This window comes from Larsenimonas salina (genome assembly GCF_023736155.1).
Lineage (GTDB): Bacteria > Pseudomonadota > Gammaproteobacteria > Pseudomonadales > Halomonadaceae > Larsenimonas > Larsenimonas salina.
The window spans coordinates 87,477-112,444 of sequence record NZ_JAMLJJ010000005.1 but is presented as its reverse complement, the minus strand read 5'-3'; the positions used below and the strand labels follow the sequence as shown (position 1 = coordinate 112,444).

The following is a 24,968-nucleotide window of genomic DNA, read 5'->3' as shown; positions in this document are numbered from 1 at the left end:
ACTGAAGAACAGCTGACCGACGTTTTCAGTCACCCCGATTGCCCGTACTATAGCGGCATCGCTTTTCAAGGACGTCATTGATGATCAAGGCTGCCAGCGCTCTGATGGCGCTTGTGATGTTGATTCAAACCGTGCCCGCCTGGGCCGTCGCCCAATCCGCTCTGGCCGAAAAGGCCCTCGACAAGGCCAAGGTCCTCGAGCAGCGCGCCGCACATTCCAAACCCGCTCCGGTCACGCTGACCAAGGCCGGCGCCGCCGCCATCGATCCCAAGGGCGATGCCCCGCTCGAAGACCCCGTCAGCTGCCTCGCCCGCTCGGTCTACTGGGAAGCCAAGGGCACCGACCGCCGGAACATGGCAGGCGTTGCAAGCGTGGTGATGAACCGGCTGAGCGATCAGGCTTTCCCGGACACCATCTGCGGCGTGGTCACACAAGGCTCGGAGACCGGCCGCTGCCAGTTTTCCTGGTGGTGCGATGGCAGACCGGATCAGGCCCGTGAACTCGGAGAATACATCGAGGCCCGTGAGATCGCGCGCCAAGCGCTCAACGGCGATCTGGGCGACCCGACCCGGGGGGCGCTCTATTTCCACGACAAGCGCGTATCGCCCTATTGGGCAGACCTCTTCACTAAGACCGCCGAAACCGGCTCGTTCGAGTTCTATCGACCCGAGAAGTGAACCACCCTGGCTCAAGGCCGGGTGCAATCCAGTACCTGACGTGTGGGCGTGCACTGGGGAGTGACCGCGTGCGAGGCATGCGGCGTTCCCTTTGGCGCCCAATCGTAGTCGAGAAGCTCTGCTCGATAGACACCGTTCGTGACGTAGGTATTGTCCGGCTCGCTCTTGCCAAAGAAGGGGCTGACGTACTCCCAGACGATCCGTCCCTTCGGCGTGACCTGAAAGAGCCGCCCGTCCTGACCTTCATCGATCAGCGTATTGCCGTTAGGCAGGCGCTGGGCACTGCTGATGAATGCACTGTAGAAGCTCCAGGCCTCGCGCCCGGATTGATCGGCCGTGTAGAGCCAGACGATCTCCTTCGTGCGCGGATTGACCTCGAGCACGCGAGAAAACGAGAAAATGCTCTGATCGGCCGGTGGAAAGCCGGCATTTCCCTGATTATCAAAGATCAACAGATTTCCCGCGCCGGGCAGGCCTTTTGGAATCAGATGCACGTCGTGGGCGCCGATCAATTGATCGACCGGCCTTGGCAGCGTGCGGCTGGTGCTTGCGCGCGTTTGCTCGAAGTCCGGCCCGAGCCGCCAAACGATGTCGCCCGTTTTCCGATCGACGATGAAGGCCACATTGGCGTTACGGGCGTTGACCATCAGATTATCCGGTGCAAACCGAGCGTCGCCGTCGTCGAACCACTGATTCGGCCCGAGCGGGGTCACGGTATTGAGGTGCAGAAAGTCCGGGTCGTCTGAGGCCTTGAGCCGCGACAGCGCCTCCCTGGAAAAGCCCATCTGTTCAAGATGCTCGGACGCTTTCCAGCGCCAGGCGACCGAGCCATCGGGGCGCACCTCGACGATGTCATTATCGACCACCTCAGGGACAGCAAAGCCCGGCAGGTGGCGCGCTTTCGCGCTCAGAAGCAGCGTATTGCCGTTGGGCAGCCGGCTCATGTCGTGATGCTGCGCGGCCGGAGCGTCCTGGGTGCCCCATGTCCAGTGCTTGGCGCCAGACCAGTCCACCTCCGCGATCGAGGCGTTGGTCAACCCGTTGCCAGGCCCGGAAGGCCCCTTGGGCGTGTCGACCCGTCCGGACTGAACCAGAAGTCGGCCGCGCTCGCCGTCGGCCTGTTCAGGCGTCAACGGCACCGGCGGAAAAGAGCGATACGCCCAGCGATGCACCTCGTTGCCGTCCATGTCGATCAGATGCGTGTTCTGGTCGCTCCCCGGAAACAGCACATAGCCCTGGTAGGCGGCCTCGGGGTCATGCAGGGTAACCCCGGTCGGAAATACCGAGGGCATGGCAAACGCCTGAGCTCCGCCAACAATCAGCGCGGTAACGCCGCCAAGGCCAAGCCAGGCGTTACGAACGTATCCCTGTACCATGCACTCCACTCCTTTTGTTCCTGAGCGCGAAGCCCTCCCCGCGCACCGTTGAAAATAGACCGGAAACGCCGCGAAACGTTGAACCATTGCACAAAAAACATACAAAAAAGCACAGGGCATCACGCACGGACCTCAGCCGCTCGGGGTCGGTACGCCGCAGTGGTCGGTTTGACCACAGCCGTCATTGTCCGCTGCGATTTCGGGCTGAAGCGTGATGTGGTCAATGCCAAACCGGGTCGACAGCACCTGCCGCACCGCGGGCAGCACCGTGGGCCATTGCTCCAGCCGCTCCACCGCCAGATGGGCCGACAGCGCGATATCGCTTGAGGAGATCGACCAGATGTGAAGGTCGTGAACGCCATGCACGCCCTCGACCTCGATCAGCGCCGTGTGCACGTCCTGGGTGTCCATCCCGCGCGGCACGCCTTCCATAAGAACTCGAAGCACATCACGAAACAGACGTGTGGCCGAGACCGCAATCAGACCGCTGACCAGAAGTGAAAGAATCGGGTCGATCGGCATCCAGCCCGTCAGCCAGATCACCACCCCTGCCGCGATAGCCGCGACCGAGCCAAGCAAATCCCCCAGTACGTGCAGCAGCGCCCCACGCACGTTCATGTTCTGCTCACCGCGCAGCAGGATCGCCCCGACCGCTAGGTTGATTAAAAGACCGATGAACGCGATGCCCATCACGGTCAGCCCACCGACATCCCGGGGGGAGAAAAGGCGCTCGATGGCGCTGATCACGATCGCCAGCACCACGACATACATGAACACGACATTGAACAGGGCCCCGATGATCTCGGCACGCTGCAATCCGTAGGAGTGCTTGCGCGAAGCCGGGCGCTGCGCGATCCAGGACGCAATGGCGCCCACGCCGAGCGACAGCGAATCCGTGACCATGTGGCCTGCATCGGACAAAAGCGCCAGCGAATTGGCAAGTACCCCGCCGATGGCCTCGACTACCGCGAAGGCAAGCGTGAAGACCAGCGAAATGACAAGAACCTTGCCGCTGCCATGATGGTGGTGGCCACCCAGCCCATGTGCGTGATGGCCGTGGTCATGCCCGTGATCGTGTCCGTGTCCGTGTCCGTGTCCGTGTCCGTGTCCGTGTCCGTCGTGATGGTAATCCGACATGCTGTCTCTCATTGTGTCTCGGGTGAACCCAAAGCGTAACGCATCTGCGCCGGTCAGCGAGCCTGTATCACTCACTGGGGCGATTTCGGACCGCCACACCTAGCTCTCACACCTAGCTCTCACACCTAGCTCTCACGCCTACGCATCACCCTCGCTGCGATGGACCCAAACGACCAGCACCGCGCATAAAAAAAGCGCCGAGACTGGCTATCGACACGACACGCCAAGCGCCAGCCGTACGCTGGCGCCAAGCGGCATGACTGCCGCTCATGAAAGGTCGTCAGGCCGGTCATCGATATCGATAAACCCGCCACTCTAACGCAGCCGCACCGTTCACAGCGCCACTGCATCAGGATACTCTCATAATGACTATTCATGGATTCAACCAGGAGCGATGACGTGTCAGAGATTGGTATCGACGACTTCATGCAGATCGACCTGCGCGCGGGCACCATCGTTCATGCTGAGGTGTTCGAGGCGGCTCGAAAACCCGCCTATATCCTGCATGTCGATTTTGGGGACGACATCGGCATCAAGAAATCGAGCGCCCAGATTACCGACCTGTATACCCCGGATACTCTGATCGGCCGGCAGGTGATGGCGGTACTGAACTTCCCGGACAAGCAGATCGGCCCCATCAAGTCCCAGTGTCTGGTGACAGGCTTTCACAACGAAGACGGCCACGTCGCCCTGGCCGTACCGGACAGCCCTGTGCCCAACGGCACTCGTTTGCTCTGACGCTCGATTGCCAGGGTGTCCATTGCCGACAGGTACGGCCGGTTAGTGCGCCACGAACACGGCCCGAGCAGATGCCTCATCGCGCCTGGGCGCCTCGGCGGTCGATGCAGATGACGGCGCAGGCTCGTCGATCAGCTCCTCCGCATCAGTCGAGGCCATGTGACGAATGGCCGAGACGACTTCGTGGGTGCCGTTACTGATCTCCATGATGGCCTCACCCGCCTCGCCGGCCAGCCGCACGCCGGTCTCGACCCGCCCGAGGCAAGACGCCATGCTGGTGTTCGCGCTCTGGGTCAGCGCCTGCAGATTGCTTACCGTGGCGGTGATGCTTTCGGTGGCCTCCGAGCTTCGCTGAGCGAGTTGCCGCACTTCATGGGCAACCACCGAGAACCCCCGGCCATGCTCGCCCGCCCGCGCCGCCTCGATCGCGGCGTTCAGTGAAAGCAGGGTGGTCTGCTCGGCGATCGAATGAATCGTATCGATGATCCCACTCACCTCCATCACCCGCTGGTTAAGCGTATCGAGCACGCTGGAAGTCTGATCGATCTGAACGGAAATCTGCTGAATCTCATTGATGGCATTTTCGATGATGCTGCTGCCCCGGTCGGCGTTGGTATTGGTATTTTCCGAGACTTCAAAGGCCATCTGGATGCCCTGGGTTTCCCTGAGCACGCGAGAGGTAATGTCGGTGGCGAACTTGATGACCTTGTAAAGGTTCCCATCATCGTCGAATACAGGATTGTACGTGGCCTCGAGCCACAGTTCGTTACCGCGGCTGTCGATGCGTCGAAACTGGTCCGACATGAACTCACCGGCATTAAGGCGGGCCCAGAACCGCTTGTACTCGCTCGACGCGGCGTAGCGGGGTTCGCAGAATATCCGATGATGCTGACCCTCGATGTCCTCGAGCCGATAGCCGACGGTTTCGAGAAAATTCTGGTTGGCGTGAAGAATCCGGCCTTCCGGCGTGAACTCGATCACGGCCATCGACCGGTTGATCGCCGTCATCAGGTGGCCGATCTCCTCATCCTTTTTCACCTGCGCGCTGATGTCGGTGGCGAACTTGACGACGCGAGTGACCCGGCCGTGCCGGTCACGAATCGGGTTGTAGGATGCCTCCAGCCAGATCGGGTCGCCTGAATAGGTCACCCGCTTGCAGCGACCATTGACGAACTCGCCCGCCCTGAGCCTGGTCCAAAGCGTGTGATACTCCTCGCTCTCAGCGAAGGCACGCGGGCACAGCATGCTGTGATGCTTGCCAACCAGCGCCTCCCGGGTAAACCCCATGGTCGAGAGAAACATGTCGTTGGCCCTGAGGATCGTGCCCTGTTCATCGAACTCGATTACCGCCATCGACCGACGAATCGCCTCGACCAGGCGTTTTAGATGTTGCGGGTATTTCAGCTGAATCACGGAAGGCCTCCTTCTGGATCACCATCAAACGTTCGAACGGGCGCGCCCATTGGTGTTCAACGGCCTGCGGAGGGATTCATTTATTATTTTTTATTAATTTCAGGTTGCCTTATGGTATTGGCGATATGGCTGCTCGGCTGGCATCGAGACACCGTAAGGCGCTACGTTTAGAGAGACGTGTTTTGATGGCATGACTGATTACAAGGAGAGACGATGGCCAACTATGACGTTGACCCGCTGGCGTCACTGCCCGAGGTTCCCGCGTTTACCCTGACAAGCCCGGAGTTTGACGAGGGCGGTCAATTGACCGACCGCCACAAGTTTTCAGGCTTTGGACTTGGCGGTGAAAACATTTCCCCGGCGCTGAGCTGGTCCGGGTTTCCGGAGGACACCAAAAGCTTCGTGCTGAGCTGTTTCGACCCGGACGCACCGAACATGAGCGGCTTCTGGCACTGGACCGTCATCAACCTGCCGCCAAGCGTGACCTCGCTTGAAGCCAATGCCGGCGCCGAGGGCGCACTCTCATCCGGGTTCACGCTCAATAACGACTACAGCTACCGCGGTTTCGGCGGTGCAGCGCCGCCCCCGGGTGACGACCCGCATCGCTACGTATTTGTGGTGCACGCCCTCGACGTCAAGGCACTCGACATTCCAAACGACGCAACGCCTGCGCTGGCCACCTTCGCGCTCGGCGCCAATGTGATCGCCCGGGCAACGCTTACCGGCTACTTCGGCATATCCAAGGATTGAGATCTGACGCCGACCCGATACCGCTCGGGTCGGCGTGTTCATACCTTCTTCTGCACTCATGCGCACTGCGCTCATGTCTACCGCGCTCATGCCCTTCGCAGTACAGGACCAAGCCTCCGGCTAAAGGTCGAGCACCAAACACTTGCTCTTGGCCCGAGAGCAACACGGCGTGAACTGATCGTTGGCAGCGCGCTCGTGCTCTTCCAGATACAGATCACGATGATCAGGCTCGCCTTCCAGCACCCGGGTCAGGCAGGTGCCACATACCCCTTCCTCGCAGGACACCATGATCTCGATGCCGTTTTCCGCAAGCACCTGATGCACGGTCTTGTCGGCAGGAATCGTAAAGGTGGCGCCACTGCTTGCGAGCTTGACCTCGAAGCTGTCGTTATCGGCGCTGTCGACCTGTACGCCTGAAAAATACTCGGTGTGAAGCTGCTCCGTGGGCCAGCCGGCGTCCTTGCAGGTCGTGAGCACGTGATCGATAAAGCCGGCCGGGCCGCAGACATACACATGTGTGTCCGGCTCAGGCGCCCCCACCGAGGCCGCCACGTCCAGCGTGCCAGCCTCCGGGTTGTCATCGCAGTAAGTGCTTAGCCGATCGGCGAAGGGCGAGGCGGCGATGTCATCGAGAAACGCCATGCGCGCGCGCGAACGGGCGCAGTAGTGCAGTTCGAACTCGGTGTCGGTGTTGGCCAAGTGCTCGGCCATGCACAAAAGCGGCGTGATGCCGATGCCGCCGGCAAACAGCACCACCCGGCGGGCGGGTTCGAGCGGGAAATGATTTTTCGGCGCACTGATCTGTAGAAGATCGCCTTCGTGGATACTGTCGTGCATGCCCGCCGACCCACCGCGGGACTCGACCTCACGCAGCACGGCGATGCGGTAGCGGTCGTTTTTTTCAGAGTGGCCGCACAGTGAATACTGACGAATGATCTCGTCATTGATGCGCACATCGATGTGGGCACCGGCGCTGAAGGCCGGCAGCGCACGCTCATGGGGGTCGGCCAGCTCGAAGCTTGCGATGCCCTCGGCTTCCTCGCGCCGGGATACTACCCTCACGAACAGCGACAGCGTGTCATTGGTACTCATGATGCTTCCCTCCTGCGGGCGGACGCGCGCATGTCGCCGCGCCCGCCCCGCCTGCATGAACTCACCCGGCCTTGGCCGAGGTGGATGGGGACGCCGACTGCTCCTCCTTGAGGACGCGGTCAATCACGCGGCGCGCCTGCACGCCGCCGCCATCGATATTGAGCATCAAAAGCTTGCGGTCAGGGTATTTGAGAAGGTTTTGTTGCTGGGCTTCGAGGATCTCGAGGTCTTCGGCGAAAATCGTGCCCTGCCCTTCGCGGATGCGGTCGGTCAGTTCCTGATCCTCGGGATTGAAGTTGCGTGCCATTCCCCAGAAATACCAGATCGAGGTATCGGTCTCGGGGGTGATGAAATCGACCACCGTGCTCGAAGCCTTGAATTCGGCCGGCGCGTCGATGCCGCCCTTGCCGGCAAGCGCCACGCCCACATCGATCAACACGTGGCTGGGCGGTGTGAAGCGACAGACCTGCCAGCGGTCCACCGGCTGGTCGTCCGAGAGGTTGTTGCCCCTGAGCGCGGCCTGCCAGAACGGCGGCGCCGAGATGTTTTCCATGTACCGGCTGGTGATGACCTCATCGCCCTCGACCTTGGTCTCAGGGGCAGACTCCTCGATTTCGGGCTGGCCGATGCTCGAGGCGTGCACGTAGGTTTCGTGGGTCAGATCCATCAGGTTATCGACCATCAGCCGGTAATCGCAGCCGACGTGATACAGGCCGCCGCCATAGGCCCAGGCCGGGTCGTTGGCCCAGTGAAGCTCGGGAATAAGCGCAGGGTCGGCCTGCTCGGCGTCACCGGTCCAGACCCAGATAAAGCCGTGGCGCTCTTCCACCGGGTAGGCGCGAATGCTCGGGAAGCCGCGCACGCGCTGCCCCGGCATGCTCGAGCACTTGCCGGAGCAGCTCATTTCTAGGCCGTGATACCCACACACCAGCTGGCCATCGCGCACAAACCCAAGCGACAGCGGCGCTCCTCGGTGAGGGCAAAAATCCTCAACGGCCGCGACCTTGCCTTCCTCGGCGCGAAAGAACACGATCTTTTCGTTGCAGACCGTGCGGCCCAGCGGCTTGCCATCCATTTCATCGGGTGTGCAGGCGACATACCACGTATTCTTTGGAAACATGATGTACTCCTCATTTCACGGGTCAGGGGTTTTTTCTTGTTATGGATCCCATAATAAAGGCACCAATGCCATTATTGGACAAGATATGCTTTAGTTGGATCCAATTTTGGCAAAACCCGCTAACCTTGCATGCACAAAGGAAAAAACAGTGAGTTCAGGCACGATGAGCGTGGTAGCACGCCTCAGAAAATCGATCAGCGAGGGGGTGTATCCCGCCGGTGAGCGCCTTGCCGAGCTTCAGGTCGCCAACGACCTCGGCGTCTCGCGTACCCCGGTGCGGCTGGCATTTCGAACGCTGGAACAGGAAGGATTGCTGGAACGGGCTGGCAAGCGGGGCTTTCGGGTACGCGCCTTCACCGACGCCGATGTGCTGTGTGCCCTCGAGGTGCGGGGCGTGCTCGAAGGCCTGGCCGCGCGTCGTCTGGCGGAACAGGGGCTCTCGACGGCAACCCTCGAGCGTCTGAACGCCTGCCTCGACGAGGGGCACGCCGTGCTCGCCAAGGGCCATCTGACCGCCGAGGACGTCACCCGTTGGAGCGCACTCAACTCCCGGTTTCACACAACCATTCTCGGCGCGACCGGCAGCCAGGTCATTCAGGACGCCATTCAGCGAAACGACCACCTGCCGTTCGCCTCCGCCGATTCACTCATCATCGACACCGAGCGCCTTGGCCGGGAGTACCGCAAGCTCTGCGTCGCCCAGGTGCAGCACCAGAGCATCGTGCAGGCGCTTGCCCACGGCGAGGGCGCCCGGGTTGAGCTTCTGATGCGCGAACATGCCTACATCGGTATCCGCTACGACGAACTACTGGAATTGGATCCAAAGTCAGAGCCCCCCGAGTGACACCGATCCGGCTTCAAAGCCCTTGTGATTAGAGACACCCATAGGCATTGCTTATTTCAGTCGCCTAGCGGCTTTTGGCAGGATATGCCTCTTTTTGGTGCAGGGTCTCAGATCATGGTCAAGCAGTACATCGGCAAAATGAAAGGCGAGCCGGCGAATCGCCCACCCCCGAGCATCAGTGATGCCCTCTGGTCCTGGGTCGGCGCCTTTTTAGGCATCGCAGGCGTGGGCTGGATCAGCGCGCAGTCGATCGAGGCCCACGCCCTTTTGATGGTCGGCTCGTTCGGCGCAACCTCAGTGCTGCTCTACGCCGCGCCTGAAAGCCCCCTCGCCCAGCCCCGCAACGTTCTACTCGGCAACGTATTATCGGCGCTCTGTGGCGTTATCGCCTGGCAGTTTATTGGTGATAACTGGATCGCTGCGGCGGTTGCGGTCTCGACCGCAATTCTGATCATGCAGCTGACCCACTCGCTGCATCCGCCCGGCGGTGCCACGGCACTGATCGCCGTGATCGGCTCGGATGAACTGCACCAGCTCGGCTGGGGGTATGCGTTTTTTCCGGTCGGTACGGGCTGTTTGTTGATGCTCTTGATCGCGATCGTGGTCAATAACCTCGCCCGCCATCGCCGCTACCCGGTGCACTGGCTTTAGGGACTGAGTCAGAACAGCGTCGCAAGCCCCTTAACGCTCGCCCCCACAAGCATCAGTGACGATGGGTAAAAACAGAGCGTAAAGCCAAGCGCCCTGGCCGGGGCGCCCCGGCGATAGCCTGCACAGAAAAGAACGCGTCCGACCAAAAAAAGGCCCGCCGCCAGCGGCACGACCGATAGCCAACGAGGCGGCATGAAGGCCGCCCACAGCCCGTAGGCAACAATCGCCAGCACCGCCTGTTCGAGCGTGTTCTGAATCAAGGCCTGCAATAGCTTTGCTGTCCCCGACCCCGCCGCAAGCCCGCCTCCGTCGATGTCTTCAGGCGTAATAAACCGATGCGCCGCCAGTCGTCCGACAGTGACCATCACGCACAGCGCGGGTACGCTCATCGCGGCAGCGGCGAGCTGCACTCGATCCGCAAGCGTCGCCCGCGCCTCAAGCGAAAACGGGTCGAGCCACCTGCCAAGCAGGACAATCATTACGGCACTCATCATGCCAAGCGCCATACCGCGCAAGACACGGCGTTGCGTTCGATCAAGCGCCATTACCCTCACTCTCCAATATTTGACGCCGACAGGAGCCTAAGACCTAGGGGGTTGCAAGATTTTCTGGGTGCCCGCTTTTTTTGAGCGCACACTTAACTATATCGCTCTGTTTCATTCGAGCCATGAACGCATCGACATAGGACGTCACAGGCCCCGAAGCGGCGACACCAGCAACAGCGATGCACTGTTCGATGGCCGTAAACCGCCCAGGCAATACGCGATACCCTGAATGCTCAGCCGCATACGCCTCCAGCGGCTGACGCACGCCAGCGGCAGCGCTCAGTTGCTGCTCGACAAAGACGTTCACTGCATCAGCCGACGTCGGCGCCCGTCGTAATGAGGCCCTTGTCAGAGTTCGAGTCAAAAAAAGATCATAGGCTGCGCCCTTACCGACCGAGATGCAGGCACCGTCTCGATCCAAATCTTCGACCGTCTGGTCGGGCGCGGCGTCTGGAACCAAATACGTCCCCTCGATACTGACGTAAGGCTCGGTAAAGTAAAGCTTCTCCGCCCTCACGGGGTCACGAGCCAAAAAGGCCACACGCCACCGGTCCTCATCGATCGCCGCAAAGACATCACCGGCCGCATCGAACGTGGCGAACTCAACGCTTACGCCAAGTTCCGCTGCCAGAGCACGCGCAAGCGCTGCGGAAACGCCCGCAGGCGCGCCGTCTTTATCACGCTGGGCAAGTACCGGATTGCCGTAATTAATGGCAACACACAACCGACCCGTCGGTGCCAGTTCGGCCCGCACATGAGATAAACGATCATCCATTACATCGCCCTCGAAAGTAGCGGCACCCGTGCAGCCAGAACGGATGCCCAGTCCAACCCTCTACCCATCGGTCCTGGATTGGGCCGCCTGCATCCGACGACGCAAAATCGGCCCAACCACCACCGGCAGCAGCAGCCCGATAATGGCGATCAGCCACAGGCCGATCGACAAGTTACTGCTCCAAAGAATCGACCAGTCGCCATCGGAAATTTGCATCGAATGGCGCAGATTCTTCTCCATTTCAGGCCCTAACAGCAGCCCAAGAATGACTGGCACCAGCGGCACCTCCAGCTTGCGCAGAACATAGCCGGCAACGCCAAAGCCGATCATGAAAGACAGATCGAACACCGAATGGCTGATCGAGTAGATTCCGACAAAAGCCACCATGGTCACGATCGGTAAAAGGAACATCGGAGGCACCGACAGGATCTTCACAAATACGCCGACCATCGGAATGTTCAGCAGTAATAGCATGATGTTGCCGACCAGCAGAGCCGCGATAACACCCCACACCAGATCAGCGTGCTGGGTGAACATCATCGGTCCAGGGGTGATGTTAAGCGACACCAGCATCGCCAGAAGCACAGCCGTCGTGCCACTGCCAGGAACTCCGAGCGTCAACATCGGAACCAGTGCGCCACTGGACGCCCCATTGTTTCCGGCTTCCGGCGCAGCAACCCCCCGCGGATCCCCTTCGCCAAAATTACCTTTCTTACCGAGGATCTTTTTCTCAAGGGTGTAGGAAATGAAGCTGCCAAGCGATGCCCCAGCCCCCGGCAACACGCCGGCGATAAACCCCAGTACGCCGCCACGAACGGTAGTAGGAAGAATCGAGCGGATCTCGCGCCAGTTCAGCTTGAGTGGATTGACCTTGATCATTGCCCGGCCAATCCCGGCCTTGTCTTCGATAAAGAACAACAGCTCTGACACGGCGAAGAGCCCGACAATGGCGATGATGAAGTCGACCCCCTCATACAACTCAAGAATTCCGAAAGTATAGCGCTGGGTGCCGGTCGACAGATCAATCCCCATGGTGGCAATGATCAGACCAAGTGCTGCAGCCATCAGCGTTTTCATTGGATTCTTGCCAGTAATACCGCCAAGTGTGGCAAACGCCAGCACGAACAGGGCAAAGTATTCGGCCGGGCCAAAGGTCAACGCAAACCGTGCCAAAATTGGCGCAAGCAGGATAAGCCCGATCGTCGCGATCAGACTGCCCATGCAGGATGCAATGGCGGAAATGGCCAGCGCCTCAGCGGCCTTGCCCTGACGCGCCATGGGGTAACCATCCAGACAGGTCATCATCGCCGGCTCATCGCCTGGGATATTAAGAAGGATCGAAGAAATTCGGCCACCATACATCGCACCAGCGTAAACCGCCGTCAGCATGATCAGGGCCGTTTCCGGCTTGAGTCCCAGCGTGAATGCCAACGGGATCAGAATGGCCACACCATTGGCTGGCCCTAGCCCGGGCAACGCGCCGATCAGCGTGCCGATGAAACACCCCATCAAGGCAAACAGCAGGTTTTCCGGCTGCAGGGCAACGCCGAAGCCGATCGATAGATAATGCAGCGTTTCCATCAGTTCATCTCCAGCAGGCCGGCCGGCAATGGCAGCTCAAGTCCATAGGTAAACAGTACGAAGACCACCGCACCGCTGATCAACCCGGTCAGATACGCCCTGGACGGCCGGGCCCCCATTCGCCAGCAGAGCGTGCCGACAGCCAGAGTCGTCGAAAGGATGAAGCCCAGCGGCTCCATTAGAAAGGCGTACACCACAAGTGTTGCCACGGCGATGCCCAGCTCGAGGAAGGTCTTGCCTTCCGGCCAGGCATTGTCCGGGTCAGGCTTCACCATCATGTAGAGGCTGCAGATGCCGAGAATGACGGCCAGCAGTTTGGGAAACGTGTCCGGGCCAACAGCCTCCATTCCCCCAAAGGGGGCTGGAAACTGGGTAGCGCCATAGTAGTAGGCCACGGCCAGCACCAGCATGAGCAAGCCGAAGACCCGATCATTGAGTTTACTCATTGGTGTAGAAGTCCAAGTTCGACCGAAAGCTCATGAATGTCCTTGACCTGCTGCGCCATGAAGGCGTCGAAGTCCGCACCGCTGTGGTGAAACGGCATCAGGCCATTGGCTTTCATGACCTTTTTCCACTCATCGCTTTCATAGAGGGTATTGACCGCATTGATCCAATAGTCACGGGCCTCGTCGTCGATGTCAGCCGGCATATAGAACCCGCGCCAGTTAGGGCCAATGGCATCAATGCCTTGCTCACGCGCAGTAGGGATGTCCGAAAATTCGCCCGGCAGCCGCTCCGGTGAGAGCACGGCCAGAATTCGGATATCGCCGGACTCCCAGAAACCGCGCGCTTCGGAAACGTCACCGGTAAAGGCGCTGACATGACCACCCACAACCTGCGTCAGGGCACTGCCGCCGTTGTTGTAGGACAAATAGGGGATTTGGCGCAGCGTCTTGATGCCAGCCGCCTTGGCAGCGATCAGCACTTTCAAGTGGTCCCAGCCACCAGAGGCACTGGCGCCCGCGAACTTGACCGATTTCGGATCGTGTTTGATTGCACTCATCAGGTCGTTCAAATCTTGATAGGGCGAATCCTTCGGCACCGCGATCACGCCGTAATCAGAGCCCACGGTGGCAATCCACGTCACCATGTCCTTATTCATGCCCGGAAACTGGTTCTGGGCCAGACGGGTAGGGACCGCCGTGGAGGCGGCGATCAACAGGTTATCGTCGCCGGAACGCTTACTGACCACGTGCGCAAAGGCAACCCCACCGCCGGCGCCGGGCATGTTGATGGTCTGAACGTTACCTGGCACCAGCCCCAATTCAGACATCACTCGGCCTGCGGTACGGCAGGTAAAGTCCCAGCCACCGCCCGGATCCGAGGGGGCAATACATTCGGTTTTTGCAGAGGGCTCGAACGCCATGGCGGGCATCGACACTGCAAAAAAGGTGGAGGCCAAAACGGCGGCGGTTATCGTTTTTTTCATGAGTCATCCTCACCCTGGCAAAGCGTTCGGGAAGCCACTAGCTCGCCGCTCCCCACAAGCATGGCGTCACTCACCACGCATGACGCCAGCCTATGCCTGGCACTTGGGCTTGAGAATTCTCGTTTGGGAAACAGGGCGTTATCATGCCAGACAATCATAATAACCAACTGATATAAAAGGGTTATTCATGAAAAACATCATCAGCGGCATAGACCTATGTCTAGCACCAGCGACGATGTAGCCACGCGCCCGGCCCAACCTTCAGGCATGAAAAAAGGCCCTTCCGGGCCTTCATTCAAAGCAGAACGGTCATTTGATCATCTGCATCGTCTCATTCAGCGACGCGATCTGATCCTTGACGAAGTTTTCAAACTCATCACCGGTCATGTGGAACGGCACCAACCCGTTACGCCGCATGATTTCCTTCCAGTGATCGCTTTGATAAACCGTGTCGATAGCATCAGTCCAAAATTTCTTGTCAGACGCGCTGATGCCGGCCGGAGCATAAAACCCGCGCCAGTTCGGCGCGACGACATCGACACCCTGCTCCCTTGCAGTTGGCAGGTTATCGAGCGGCGGCGGCAACCGCTTGTCCGACAGCACAGCCAGCACCCTCAAGTCACCACTTTCTATGAAGCTCGAGACTTCCGAAATATCGCCGCTAACGACGTCGAGATGGCCACCCAGCACCTGAGTGATCGCGTTGGCGCCATTATTGAAGTCCAGATAGGTGACGTTGCGTACCGAGTCGATGCCGCCTTTCGACAGCACCCGAAGCAGGTTTACCTGATCCAGACCCAACACACCGCTGCCGCCGGAGAACTTGACCGATTTGATGTTCTTCGACAGCGCGTCAAACATGTCCTGTAGCGTGTGTAACTTCGAATCCTGACGCACAGCCAATACGGCGTAGTCCGCACCAAGCGCACCCAGCCAGGTCACGTCGTCCGAGGTCATGCCGGGATATTGATTCTGCGCCAGGCGTATCGCGTTCGATGACGACGCCGCAACGATGGTGCCATCGTTGCCATTGCGCTTGCTGACCACATGGGCGTAGGCAACGCCACCGGCTGCGCCGGCCATGTTGATGGTCTGCATCGACTTATCGGTGATTCCGAGACTGCGAAGGCTGGCCGCGAACTGACGGCAGGTGAAATCCCAACCACCCCCCGGATCCGCCGGGGCCAGGCATTCCAGACGATTTTCCGGTTGCTCGGCCGCAACGCATAGCGGGGATACGAATGCAGCGAGACAGACCGCTGAGATCCAGTGTTTTGCTGGCATGGTGCTTCTCCTCATTGTTATCTAACCAGACGATTCAAACCGACTCGACAACATGTGGCAGCATTCGAATCCTGTGAATGCACGGCCTGACGCCGAGGGGCTATTGCAGGCGTTTCGATGTCAGTCGTCCCGAAACGCCAGACAAACTGGGCTGGGTGTTGCCAGCCGATGCACGGGATCGATGCACTGATCGGCAAGGCCGGCCACATCAAAGCTTATGAGTTCATCACTATCTTCGTTCGCGACGTGCAAGAGACCGAAGCACGGATCGAACCCCACGAAGCGCGGCGTGCGCCCTCCCGATGGTACGGTTCGCCGATACGCAAGCTCGCCGCTGGAAGGATCCACGCGATACAGCGCAAGGCTGTCTTCTCCGCGGTTCGAGGCCAGCACGTACTGCCCGGACGGGGCCACCACCACGCCGGCAGCTCGGTTGTTACCGGTAAACGTTGCTGCAGTGCTTGGCAGGATCTGAAGAGGCTCAAGCCCTCCGGAGGCGATATCAAGGGCATACGTCGCAAGTGTCGAATCCAGCTCGTTGATCACGTAGGCCCGAGGCAGATCAGGATGAAAATCGATGTGGCGAGGGCCAGCACCTTCACGTGAGCTGACCTTGAGAGCATGTTCGGCATCAAGCCACCCGCGCCGTGCGTCGAACGGATACACGAACAGGCAGTCCAGGCCCTTGTCCGGCACGATGACGTGGCGCCCATCCGGCGTAAAGGGGTTGGCATGAGGCTTGGGAAACGGCTGTTCTACCCGATGCGGCCCGACTGTGCCGCTTAACTCGACCAGATCGACGACGCCTTTCAGGCGGCCGTCGCTTTCAAGCGCGATAACCGCGACCGAGCTTGAAATATGGTTCGAGACCACGATGAAACGCTCTTCGGGATCCAGTGCCAGATGCACCGGATTGGCCCCGCCCGTGCTGGCCTGATTCAACAGCGTCAGCTCACCGCTGACCGGGTGTACCGAAAAGGCGCTGATGTCGCTGCGATCACCATGAATGCAGTACAACCGATTCCCCGCCCGATTCAGAATCAAATACGACGGATTGGTCAATCCATCAACGCGCTGAACGTGGGTCCATACTCTCCCCTCCTGCTCAACCCGATACACCTCGATTCCCTTGCCTCGCGCCTGGCGACGCTGAGTAGTGCGACATCCGATGTAAGCCAGCATAATCCCTCTCTCTATCTCTACGCTCGGGTCAGATCAGCGCTCTGCCTCGCGCGCGTTATCTCAGGTGCGCGGTGCATCGTCCGCATCGTGTCCACTTACTGCAGTGTCTTGCGCACGACATAGGGCAGGATGCCGCCATGACGCAGGTAGGATCGTTCCTGTGAGGAGTCGACGTTCAGCGTCAATGCCACCGTTCGGGTCTGCCCGTCTTGATGGATGCGCAGGGAAACCGGGTTCGGCCCCACCACTAGCTCATCGGATAGATCAAGGTCGAAGGTTTCCTCACCACCAAGCTCGAGCGACGCCGCATCGACGTCGGCCGGCAGCAGCAGCGGCAATACGCCCATTCCGATCAGGTTGCTGCGATGGATCCGCTCGAAACTGCGTGCGATGACGGCCCGCACCCCCATCAATGCCTGTGCCTTGGCCGCCCAGTCACGGCTGGAGCCCGCGCCATAATTGATGCCGGCAAACACCACCAGCGGCACCCCCGCGGCAATATAACTCTGAGCCGCCTCGAATAGAGGACGAGGCTCACCGCCATCCAACGGCCGTGTCCAGACACCCTCGCCCACCTGGGTTCCCGGCAGCTGATTGCTCACCCGTCGATTGGTATAGGCCCCGCGCAGCATGACCTCGTGATTGCTGCGGCGCGTGGAATACTGATTGAGATCGCCTTTCGCCTCGCCCATGCCCAGCAGGTACTCACCGGCCAGGCTATCCGACGGAATCGCACCTGCCGGGGAAATATGGTCGGTGGTCACGTTATCACCCAGCTGCATGAGGACACGCGCACCATGAATCGCGAGCGTATCGCGCGCGCTGGGCGGTACGCTTTCCAGGTAGGCCGGCCTGCGAAGATACGTCGACTCGCGCAGCCAGGGGAATCGCAAGCTGCCCTCGGCATCGAGCTGCTGCCAGTGGTCGCTGCCGGTCCACAGGCTGTCATTGCGCGCGGCGTAGTCTTCCGGGCGCACCGTCTCGCGAATCACGGCCTCGATCTCTTCATCAGTCGGCATCAGCTCGGCCAGGTACACCGGCTCACCGGCGGCGGTGTAGCTCAAAGGCTCACGGGTGATGTCACGGGTGATGTCTCCGGCAATGGCATAGGCCACCACCAGCGCCGGAGACATCAGATAGCCTGACGACACTCGCGGATTGACCCGCCCCTGGAAATTGCGGTTACCGGACAGCACCGCGACGCCGTCAAGTCCCGCATCGACGCGGGCTTCTACTTCAGGAATCAGGCTGCCGGAGTTGCCGATACAGGTCATGCAGCCAATGCCGGTCAGCGCGAAGCCGAGCGCATCAAGCTCGTTTTGCAGCGCGGAGCGGCGCAGGTAATCGATCACCACCCGCGACCCTGGCGACAACGACGACTTGACCCATGGCTTACGCTCAAGCCCTAGCCGGCGGGCATTACGCGCCAGCAGCCCGGCCTGAATCACTTCCGCCGGGTTGGCTGTATTGGTGCAACTGGTTATCGCAGCGATCACTACCGCGCCGTGATCCAGCGACTCGGCCCACTCCGGCAGCGCCAGAGCGCCGCTGCGGCTGGTCGCCAGCGGCGAAGCCGCGGGTGTCGACGGGCGACCGAGCGCCTGATAGGACGATGCCAGCGCGCTCAGGTCGTGGCGTTGATGAGGCTGATGCGGCCCAGCTACACTAGGCTCGATCGCGGAAAGATCGATCGCCAGATGCCGATCGAACTCTGGTTCGGGGTCGTCAGCATGGCGCCACAGCCCCTGTGCATTGAGATAGGTTCCCACCCGCTCGCGTAGCGACGCGTCGCGGCCGGAAAGCGCCAGATAGTCCATGGTGATGTCATCGAACGGAAAAAACACCACCGTCGCGCCGTACTCAGGCGCCATGTTGGCCACCGTGCCGCGTGCGGCCAGGCTCAGGCCATCAAGTCCTGGGCCGTGAAACTCGACGAACTTTCCGACCACACCCTCGGCACGCAACAGTTCCGCCACACGCAGGGCCAGATCCATCGCCGTAACCGTCGGTGGCAATGCGCCGGTCAAACGAATGCCCACCACCTCCGGCAGCGTCAGGGTAACCGGCTCGCCAAGAAGCGCGGCCTGGCCCTCCAGGCCACCCACACCCCACGCCAGCACACCGAGGGCATTGATCATCGGCGTGTGACTGTCAGTAGCAACCATGTTGTCCGGGTGAATCCAGTCCGGCCCGCCATCCTCGGCGGGTGTAGTCCACACCACCGTGGCCAGCGACTCCATATTGACCTGATGGATGATGCCAGTCCCCGGTGGTACGACCCGGAAATTATCCAAACTGCGCTCGGCCCACTTCAAAAAACGATAGCGCTCGGCGTTGCGATGAAAATCGATGTCCAGGTTACGGGCAAAGGCGTCAGGGGCGTCGAAGTGCTCGACGATCACCGAGTGATCGATGGCCAGCACCGCCGGAATGGCCGGATTGATGCGACGAGCATCGCCATTCATTTCATCGACGGCATCACGCATCCCGGCGAAATCGGCCAGCGCCGGCAGGCAGGTGGTGTCGTGAAACATCAACCGATTGGGGTAATAGCTGACCTCACCCTTCCCCCCCTCGCCATACAGAAACGAGGTAAAATCGGCCAGCCGCTCAGGGCAGCGGCGTGCCACGTTTTCAAGTAACAAACGCAGGGAATAGGGTATCCGACCCAGGTGCTCGGGCGCGACGATATCCGAAAGCGCCAGGTAACGGTAGGGCGTACCGGCAACGTCCAGCGTCCGCGGTAACATCTCGTTCGAGGTGGGAAACATCAGCCATGATCTCCTTGTGTGCCCGGTCGGTGGCACGAGTCATGACACGCTACTTCATCTTTTCCCAGAGCAATATTGAAGCTTCGCCAAAAGAGCGTTCTCCGTGCGAGAACGACCGCCGCTCAATCGGAATTCCCCAGGTGCTCGACAAAGGCCCGGGCGGTGGCGGGCAACGAACTGAAGCTGCGCATGCCGATTTGCAGATCGCGCTTCGCCCAGCTTTCATCCAGCGTCAGCCCGACAATCGGCAACGACTGCGCATAAATCCTGATGACGTGAAGCGGCAAAATAGCGATGCCCAGCCGACCGGCCACCAGCTGGCACATGCAGTCGAAACTGCTTACCCGAATACGCACCTTGAGTGACAGATGCAGTTTGGCCGCCTCCTGGGTGGCCAGCGCATACAGCGCGCTTTCGGCGTGGGAGGCGATGAATTCGTAGCGAGTTACCTCACTGAAGCGCACCATGTCACGCTCTGCAAGCGCATGATCCAGCGACACGGCGACCGCCAGCTCATCACTGCGGTAGTGGATCGTTTCAAGATCTGGGGCCGGGGTCCGGCTGGCAAAGATACCGAGATCGGCTCGGCCGTCGGTAACGGCTCTGACAATGGCGGCCCCCACCCGCTCCTCGATGTCGAACCGGATCCCCGGATACAGTGCCGAAAACGTTTCGATATCGCGCGGCAAAAACTGAGCCAGTGACGAGGTCGTCGCGTGGAGACGGAGCTGCCCCTTGATCCCGGCCGAATAGTCACCCAGCTCTTGCTCCATCAGGTGGAGTGTCTCGAATACCTGACGCGCATAGCTCAGCATCGACTGACCGGCCGGCGTCAACTCGACCCCGCGAGAGAACCGGGTGAACAGCGGCGCACCGACGTGCTGCTCAAGCTCCGCAATTCGTTTACTAATCGCGGAGACAGCCAAGTGCGCCCGCTTGGACGCACGCGTCAGGCTTTTCTCTTCAGCGACGGCCAGAAACAGGTTCAACGAGGTCAGATCGAAGCGCATGGCAATGGATTCACATGTCATTGGAAAGCCAACGCCTCGAAAAGCGTTGGCTGGGCTCGCTACTCCACCAGCCCGGCTGGCGACTGTCAAACCGCAATCGTGAGCACGCGCCCTCGGCTCGGTTTATAGTCACTAGACCGGACTGACTCACGGAGAACACGCATGACGCTGATCGAGCCGCTGTATCAAAGAGCGCAGAGCATGTGGCTGGGGTTTGTCGAGGTCATGCCCTTGCTCGTCGTCGCCGCGATCTGTCTGCTTCTGACCTGGGGTGTTGCAGCGTTTCTAGGCTACGTGATCCGAACCTCGCTTGCGCGCTCGTCGATCCGCCCGGCGCTGACCGAGCTTCTGGTCAGCCTGATGCGGGTGACGGTGTGGGTCATCGGTACTCTGATCGCCGCGACGGTGATCTTTCCAAGCCTGACGCCTGGCAAGCTTTTGACCGTACTGGGGCTCGGGTCGGTCGCGGTGGGGCTCGCGTTCAAGGATATCTTCGAGAACTTCTTCGCGGGCGTACTCATCATGCTGCGCCGCCCGATGCGCATCAACGATTTCGTCGAATGCGAGCAGGTGCGCGGGCGCGTTGAAAAGATCACGGTGCGAGAGACCTACCTTCGAAAGACCGACGGCCAGCTCGTACTGGTGCCGAACAGTTTCCTGTTCAAGAACCCGGTGCACGTACTGACGGATCTGCCCATTCGACGATTCGATCTGGTCGTCGGCGTGGCCTACAGCGAGGACATCGACACCGCCCGGCGCGTGATTCTTGAAGCCCTGTCGCACATCGAGGAGATCGAGCATCAGCGCGGGGTCGAGGTCTACGCGCGCGAATTCAACGCCTCCTCGCTCGACTTCACCGTCCGGTGGTGGGCCGCCTCGCAGCCGATCGACATGCACCAAAGTCGGGATAAGGTCGTCACCGCCATCAAGCGCGCACTGGATACCGCCGGTATCGAGATTCCCTTCCCCTATCGAACGCTGACGTTCAAGGAGCCGTTGACGCTCAAGGACCGATCAATACTCAAGGACCCGACACTCAAGGACCCATCGACGCTCAAGAACCCATCGACGCCCGAGGCAGGCGACGACGCGCCACCGGCGGCACCCACGCGGTAACGAGCGCGACCGCTCATGGCACGCCATGGGTGTTGACCCACTGATGCAGATGCTCGATCAAGCTTCGAAGTCGCGGCGTCATTTGATTGCGGTGGGCATAGACACAGTAAAGGCCCAGCATGATGTGATCGTAGTCCGGCAGTACTCGTACAAGCGCCCCGCGCTCGAGAGCCTCCTTCAGCATGAACTCGGGCTGCAGCGTGATGCCGAGCCCGGCGATTGCCATGTCTCTAAGCACCTCGCCGCTGTTGGCGGTCATTCCTGCGCGCGCGACCGCACTGTACTCCTGGTCCTCGCGGGTAAACTGCCAGCGCTGCCCGCGGCTTGCGTAGCGATAATGAAGCCCCTGATGACGGGAAAGCTCCCAGGGGTGCGTGGGCGTGCCAACCCGTGCCAGGTACTCCGGCGAGGCGCACAGCAAGATACGAATGTCGCCGATGCGGCGCGCCACGAGCGTCGAATCCTCCAGCGCGCCGATGCGAAGCGCCATATCAAAGCCCTCCTCCACCAGATCAATCTGCCGGTCGCTCAAAAACAGCTCGAGCGTGACCGAAGGATAACGCGTGCGGTAATCGGCAAGAATCGGGCCCAGATAGCGCGTTCCGAACGAGTGCGGCGCACTAACGCGTAGACGTCCACTGAGCGAGGCCTGATCCTCGTGAAGCGCCCCCTCGAGCTCTGAAAACTCCCGCAGGATGATCTCGGTGCGCGCAAGCACCTCCCGGCCGGCCTCGGTCAGGCTGAGCCGCCGCGTGGTGCGGTTGAGTAACCGTGCGCCGAAGCGCTGTTCAAGAAAGGCGATGTGCTTGCTGACCGAGGAACGCGACATCGATAAACGCTCGGCGGCGGCGGTGAACGCCCCATGATGCGCCACCTCGGAAAAGACCTTCAAAGCCGTCACGGTATCCATGATTGTTTCCAGATCGAACACAATATCTCTTTGATTAGCATGTTTATCCCATCCAAGGAAGCAATCAAACTGCGCACATTCCAACGCATTTTGTGTTCAACGATTCTGGAGCCCGCTCATGTCAACGTCTCCCACCACTTTCACCGCCTCCGCTTCTTCCGACTCATCGACCTCGGTCATCGCAAGCCACGACATCGCCTCGCTGCTGCTGCGCCTGGCGCTTGGCGTCATGTTCATTGCACACGGTTTGACCAAGGTCCTGGTCTGGACACTGGCGGGCACCGGTCAGTTCTTTGAGTCCATCGGGCTTCCGGCCTGGGTTGCCTGGCCGATTACCGGGCTCGAGCTGGTCGGTGCCAGTATGCCGCACCTGGGCAACGGCTGGATGTTCACCGCGCCGGGCGGCGGCTGGGAGTACCCGGCCTTTCTGGCAGTGACGGCGCTTGCCCTGAGCGTTCTCGATGGCGGCAAGCTGACACTTCCCGGGCTAATCAATCGCAACTGAACGCGTGCTATCACAGACAGGAGGTAGGCTCATGGCACACGCACTGTTCATTTCACACGGCTCGCCGCTCGAGGCGATCGATCAAAGCAAGAGTGCCCGCGCCTGGCAGGCGCTGGCCCAGTCCCTGCCCCATCCAAAGCGCATCGTGGTGGCCTCGGCCCACTGGTCGACCACCCCGGTTCGCCTGACCGAAAGCGCGTTCCCGGAGACGATTCACGATTTCTACGGCTTTCCGACGCCCCTATACCGGATTCGCTACCCGGCACCGGGCGACCCGCAGCTTGCCAATGACGTGGCCGAGTGCCTGAACGCCGGCGGGGTCGAGGCGCAGGTCGATCACCGACGCGGGCTGGATCACGGCATGTGGGCCCCGCTTCGACATCTTTACCCGGACGCCGACATCCCGGTCGTTGGGCTGTCGATCAACGCTCGGGCCAGCGCCGAGTGGCACTACACGCTGGGCCAGCATCTTTGTGAGGCACTGGATGACGACACGCTCCTGATCGCATCAGGCAGCATCACCCACAACCTCACCGACGCAGGCAATAAAGCGCCGTCCATCGCGGTCTACGTCGAGGCGTTCCAGCAGTGGGTCAGCTCACGCCTCGAAACCCGTCAGGACGCCGAACTGATGAACTACCGGGCGCTTGCCCCGGGCGCCCGGCGTGCCCACCCAAGCGAGGAGCATCTACTGCCGCTGTTCGTCGCGCTCGGCGCCGCCGACGCGGCCGCGCCGACCCGCGTCAATCCGGTGATCTCGGAACAGGCGCTGGCCATGGACGCTTATCTCTTCACACGCCGGCAGAGCGCGGCGGCGCTTCGTCACAGCGCCTGAGCCGCACTTGCCGTAAAACGCCTTACGCATCAAGCGCGCACAAAAAAACCGGCGACCTCTCAAGGGCCGCCGGTTTTTTTGTGCGACAACGTCGCGCTTACCCCTGCCCCCAGAACCGCCTGGCGATGTCGAGCGTCAATCTGAGCTTGTCCCACTGAGCCTGTTCGGCCAGATCATTGCCCTCCTCGGTCGAGGCGAACCCGCACTGCGGGCTCAGGCAGAGCTGATTCTTGGCAACGAACCGGGTCGCCTCCTCGAGACGTGCTCGCACGGCGCCTTCGTCCTCGAGCGCACCGACCTTGGTGGTGATCAACCCGAGCACCGCCTGCTGATGGCCTTCCGGAATGAACCGCAGCGGGTCGAAGCTGCCGGCGCGGTCGCTGTCGTACTCCAGAAACCAGGCATCGATCCCGACCTTGCCGAAGAGCGTCTCGGCCACCGGCTCATAGCCGCCTTCGCTGATCCAGGTCGAGCGGAAGTTGCCGCGGCACACGTGCAGGCTGACGTGCAGGTCATCGGGCTTGTCGGCCAGCGCATGGTTGATCACATCGGCGTAGATCGATTGAAGGTGGGCGGTGTCGAGCCCGCGCGCCGCGGCCGCCGCCAGCTCCTTATCGGAGCAGAGATAGGCCCAGACGGTGTCGTCGAGCTGGAGATAGCGGCACCCGGCGCGGTAGAACGCCTGCACGGCGTCGCGGTAGGTGTCGGCAAGGTCCGTGAAGAACGCCTCGCGCGAGGGGTAGACGCTTTGGTCGATGGTGCCAGCGTTTCGAAAATGCAGCACGCTCGGGCTTGGAATCGTCATCTTGGGCGTGACGGTCGAGACGCTATCGAGGTAGCGAAAGTGCTCGAGCATCGGGTGCTCGGGGTTAAAACCGACCTTGCCGTCGATTCGCACCTGCTTGGCCGAGGTCTGAACGCCCTGAAACTGAATGCCCTGCTCGCCCTGATACCCGGTCGCGCCGTTCAGGTGTTCGAGAAAATCGAAGTGCCACCAGGCGCGGCGGAATTCACCGTCGGTGACGACCTTGAGCCCCAGTGCTTCCTGCTGCTCGACCACGTGCTTGATTTCACGGTCTTCCACCGCCTTGAGCTCGGCACGTCCGATCTCGCCCTGCTGAAACTTCGTGCGGGCCTGCTTGAGCGCGGCCGGGCGAAGGAAACTGCCGACGATGTCGGCGCGAAACGGCTCTTGGTAAGACATGATCTTGTCCTTTTAATACAGCA

Annotated in this window: 24 protein-coding genes; 8 read left to right on the top strand and 16 right to left on the bottom strand. The window is 60.7% G+C overall.

The window, feature by feature from the left end; translation table 11 throughout:
• The first annotated feature begins 80 nt into the window (after positions 1-80).
• The gene (locus NAT23_RS11015) at positions 81-677 is read left to right on the top strand and encodes a cell wall hydrolase (RefSeq protein WP_251928271.1); all 597 of its coding nucleotides are present in this window, start codon (positions 81-83) and stop codon (positions 675-677) included.
• 11 nt (positions 678-688) lie between these two features.
• On the opposite strand, the gene NAT23_RS11010 is transcribed toward NAT23_RS11015, so the two are convergent.
• Complete coding sequence (locus NAT23_RS11010; protein WP_251928270.1) at positions 689-2,053, bottom strand: aryl-sulfate sulfotransferase; 1,365 nt, start codon at positions 2,051-2,053, stop codon at positions 689-691.
• Between the two features lie 132 nt (positions 2,054-2,185).
• Positions 2,186-3,190: a cation diffusion facilitator family transporter gene (locus NAT23_RS11005; RefSeq protein WP_251928268.1), complete on the bottom strand. Its 1,005-nt coding sequence runs from the start codon at positions 3,188-3,190 to the stop codon at positions 2,186-2,188.
• Between the two features lie 375 nt (positions 3,191-3,565).
• On the opposite strand from NAT23_RS11005, the gene NAT23_RS11000 reads away from it, so the two are divergent.
• Positions 3,566-3,928 carry a tRNA-binding protein gene (locus NAT23_RS11000; protein WP_286010024.1) on the top strand — a complete coding sequence of 121 codons (363 nt, stop codon included), beginning with the start codon at positions 3,566-3,568 and terminating at the stop codon, positions 3,926-3,928.
• A 42-nt stretch (positions 3,929-3,970) separates the two neighbouring features.
• Here the strand turns inward: NAT23_RS11000 and NAT23_RS10995 are convergent, their stop codons facing one another.
• Positions 3,971-5,341 carry a methyl-accepting chemotaxis protein gene (locus tag NAT23_RS10995; protein ID WP_251928266.1) on the bottom strand — a complete coding sequence of 457 codons (1,371 nt, stop codon included), beginning with the start codon at positions 5,339-5,341 and terminating at the stop codon, positions 3,971-3,973.
• Positions 5,342-5,554: 213 nt separating this feature from the next.
• Between NAT23_RS10995 and NAT23_RS10990 the strand changes: the two genes are divergently transcribed.
• The gene (locus tag NAT23_RS10990; RefSeq protein ID WP_251928264.1) at positions 5,555-6,091 is read left to right on the top strand and encodes a YbhB/YbcL family Raf kinase inhibitor-like protein; all 537 of its coding nucleotides are present in this window, start codon (positions 5,555-5,557) and stop codon (positions 6,089-6,091) included.
• Between the two features lie 120 nt (positions 6,092-6,211).
• On the opposite strand, the gene NAT23_RS10985 is transcribed toward NAT23_RS10990, so the two are convergent.
• Together NAT23_RS10985 and NAT23_RS10980 are read right to left on the bottom strand one after the other, a co-directional pair.
• Positions 6,212-7,183 carry a PDR/VanB family oxidoreductase gene (locus NAT23_RS10985; RefSeq protein ID WP_251928263.1) on the bottom strand — a complete coding sequence of 324 codons (972 nt, stop codon included), beginning with the start codon at positions 7,181-7,183 and terminating at the stop codon, positions 6,212-6,214.
• 61 nt (positions 7,184-7,244) lie between these two features.
• Entirely contained in the window at positions 7,245-8,303 is a 1,059-nt protein-coding gene (locus NAT23_RS10980; protein ID WP_251928262.1) for an aromatic ring-hydroxylating dioxygenase subunit alpha, read from the bottom strand.
• Between the two features lie 148 nt (positions 8,304-8,451).
• Between NAT23_RS10980 and NAT23_RS10975 the strand changes: the two genes are divergently transcribed.
• Together NAT23_RS10975 and NAT23_RS10970 are read left to right on the top strand one after the other, a co-directional pair.
• Entirely contained in the window at positions 8,452-9,147 is a 696-nt protein-coding gene (locus tag NAT23_RS10975) for a GntR family transcriptional regulator (RefSeq protein WP_251928261.1), read from the top strand.
• 114 nt (positions 9,148-9,261) lie between these two features.
• Positions 9,262-9,798 carry an HPP family protein gene (locus tag NAT23_RS10970; protein ID WP_251928259.1) on the top strand — a complete coding sequence of 179 codons (537 nt, stop codon included), beginning with the start codon at positions 9,262-9,264 and terminating at the stop codon, positions 9,796-9,798.
• Between the two features lie 8 nt (positions 9,799-9,806).
• Here the strand turns inward: NAT23_RS10970 and NAT23_RS10965 are convergent, their stop codons facing one another.
• The 9 genes from NAT23_RS10965 to NAT23_RS10925 form a co-directional block, all read right to left on the bottom strand.
• Positions 9,807-10,343 (bottom strand): MAPEG family protein, encoded by a 537-nt coding sequence (locus tag NAT23_RS10965; protein ID WP_251928257.1) that lies wholly within the window; start codon positions 10,341-10,343, stop codon positions 9,807-9,809.
• A gap of 43 nt (positions 10,344-10,386) precedes the next feature.
• Positions 10,387-11,118 carry a transporter substrate-binding domain-containing protein gene (locus tag NAT23_RS10960; protein ID WP_251928255.1) on the bottom strand — a complete coding sequence of 244 codons (732 nt, stop codon included), beginning with the start codon at positions 11,116-11,118 and terminating at the stop codon, positions 10,387-10,389.
• 60 nt (positions 11,119-11,178) lie between these two features.
• Entirely contained in the window at positions 11,179-12,699 is a 1,521-nt protein-coding gene (locus NAT23_RS10955; protein ID WP_251928253.1) for a tripartite tricarboxylate transporter permease, read from the bottom strand.
• The gene (locus tag NAT23_RS10950) at positions 12,699-13,145 is read right to left on the bottom strand and encodes a tripartite tricarboxylate transporter TctB family protein (RefSeq protein ID WP_251928251.1); all 447 of its coding nucleotides are present in this window, start codon (positions 13,143-13,145) and stop codon (positions 12,699-12,701) included. Before NAT23_RS10950 ends, NAT23_RS10955 begins: the two co-directional genes overlap by 1 nt.
• Positions 13,142-14,128, bottom strand: a complete 987-nt coding sequence (locus NAT23_RS10945) for a Bug family tripartite tricarboxylate transporter substrate binding protein (protein WP_251928250.1) — start codon at positions 14,126-14,128, stop codon at positions 13,142-13,144. Before NAT23_RS10945 ends, NAT23_RS10950 begins: the two co-directional genes overlap by 4 nt.
• Positions 14,129-14,437: 309 nt before the next feature.
• A complete protein-coding gene (locus tag NAT23_RS10940) occupies positions 14,438-15,412 on the bottom strand; it encodes a Bug family tripartite tricarboxylate transporter substrate binding protein (protein WP_251928249.1) in 975 nt (324 codons plus the stop codon).
• Between the two features lie 120 nt (positions 15,413-15,532).
• Positions 15,533-16,594 (bottom strand): lactonase family protein, encoded by a 1,062-nt coding sequence (locus tag NAT23_RS10935; protein WP_251928248.1) that lies wholly within the window; start codon positions 16,592-16,594, stop codon positions 15,533-15,535.
• 95 nt (positions 16,595-16,689) lie between these two features.
• Positions 16,690-19,365, bottom strand: a complete 2,676-nt coding sequence (gene acnA / locus NAT23_RS10930) for an aconitate hydratase AcnA (protein WP_251928247.1) — start codon at positions 19,363-19,365, stop codon at positions 16,690-16,692.
• A gap of 122 nt (positions 19,366-19,487) precedes the next feature.
• Entirely contained in the window at positions 19,488-20,396 is a 909-nt protein-coding gene (locus NAT23_RS10925; RefSeq protein ID WP_251928246.1) for a LysR family transcriptional regulator, read from the bottom strand.
• A 141-nt stretch (positions 20,397-20,537) separates the two neighbouring features.
• Here NAT23_RS10925 and NAT23_RS10920 point away from each other — a divergent pair, with 141 nt between their 5' ends.
• Positions 20,538-21,491, top strand: a complete 954-nt coding sequence (locus NAT23_RS10920) for a mechanosensitive ion channel family protein (protein ID WP_251928245.1) — start codon at positions 20,538-20,540, stop codon at positions 21,489-21,491.
• A 13-nt stretch (positions 21,492-21,504) separates the two neighbouring features.
• On the opposite strand, the gene NAT23_RS10915 is transcribed toward NAT23_RS10920, so the two are convergent.
• Positions 21,505-22,401: a LysR family transcriptional regulator gene (locus tag NAT23_RS10915; RefSeq protein WP_251928244.1), complete on the bottom strand. Its 897-nt coding sequence runs from the start codon at positions 22,399-22,401 to the stop codon at positions 21,505-21,507.
• A 118-nt stretch (positions 22,402-22,519) separates the two neighbouring features.
• Here NAT23_RS10915 and NAT23_RS10910 point away from each other — a divergent pair, with 118 nt between their 5' ends.
• Both NAT23_RS10910 and NAT23_RS10905 read left to right on the top strand, forming a co-directional pair.
• Complete coding sequence (locus tag NAT23_RS10910) at positions 22,520-22,906, top strand: DoxX family protein (protein WP_251928242.1); 387 nt, start codon at positions 22,520-22,522, stop codon at positions 22,904-22,906.
• 31 nt (positions 22,907-22,937) lie between these two features.
• Complete coding sequence (locus NAT23_RS10905) at positions 22,938-23,741, top strand: DODA-type extradiol aromatic ring-opening family dioxygenase (protein WP_251928240.1); 804 nt, start codon at positions 22,938-22,940, stop codon at positions 23,739-23,741.
• Positions 23,742-23,838: 97 nt separating this feature from the next.
• Here NAT23_RS10905 and NAT23_RS10900 read toward each other — a convergent pair whose 3' ends face one another.
• Entirely contained in the window at positions 23,839-24,945 is a 1,107-nt protein-coding gene (locus NAT23_RS10900; protein WP_251928238.1) for a 5-methyltetrahydropteroyltriglutamate--homocysteine S-methyltransferase, read from the bottom strand.
• Positions 24,946-24,968: the final 23 nt, after the last annotated feature.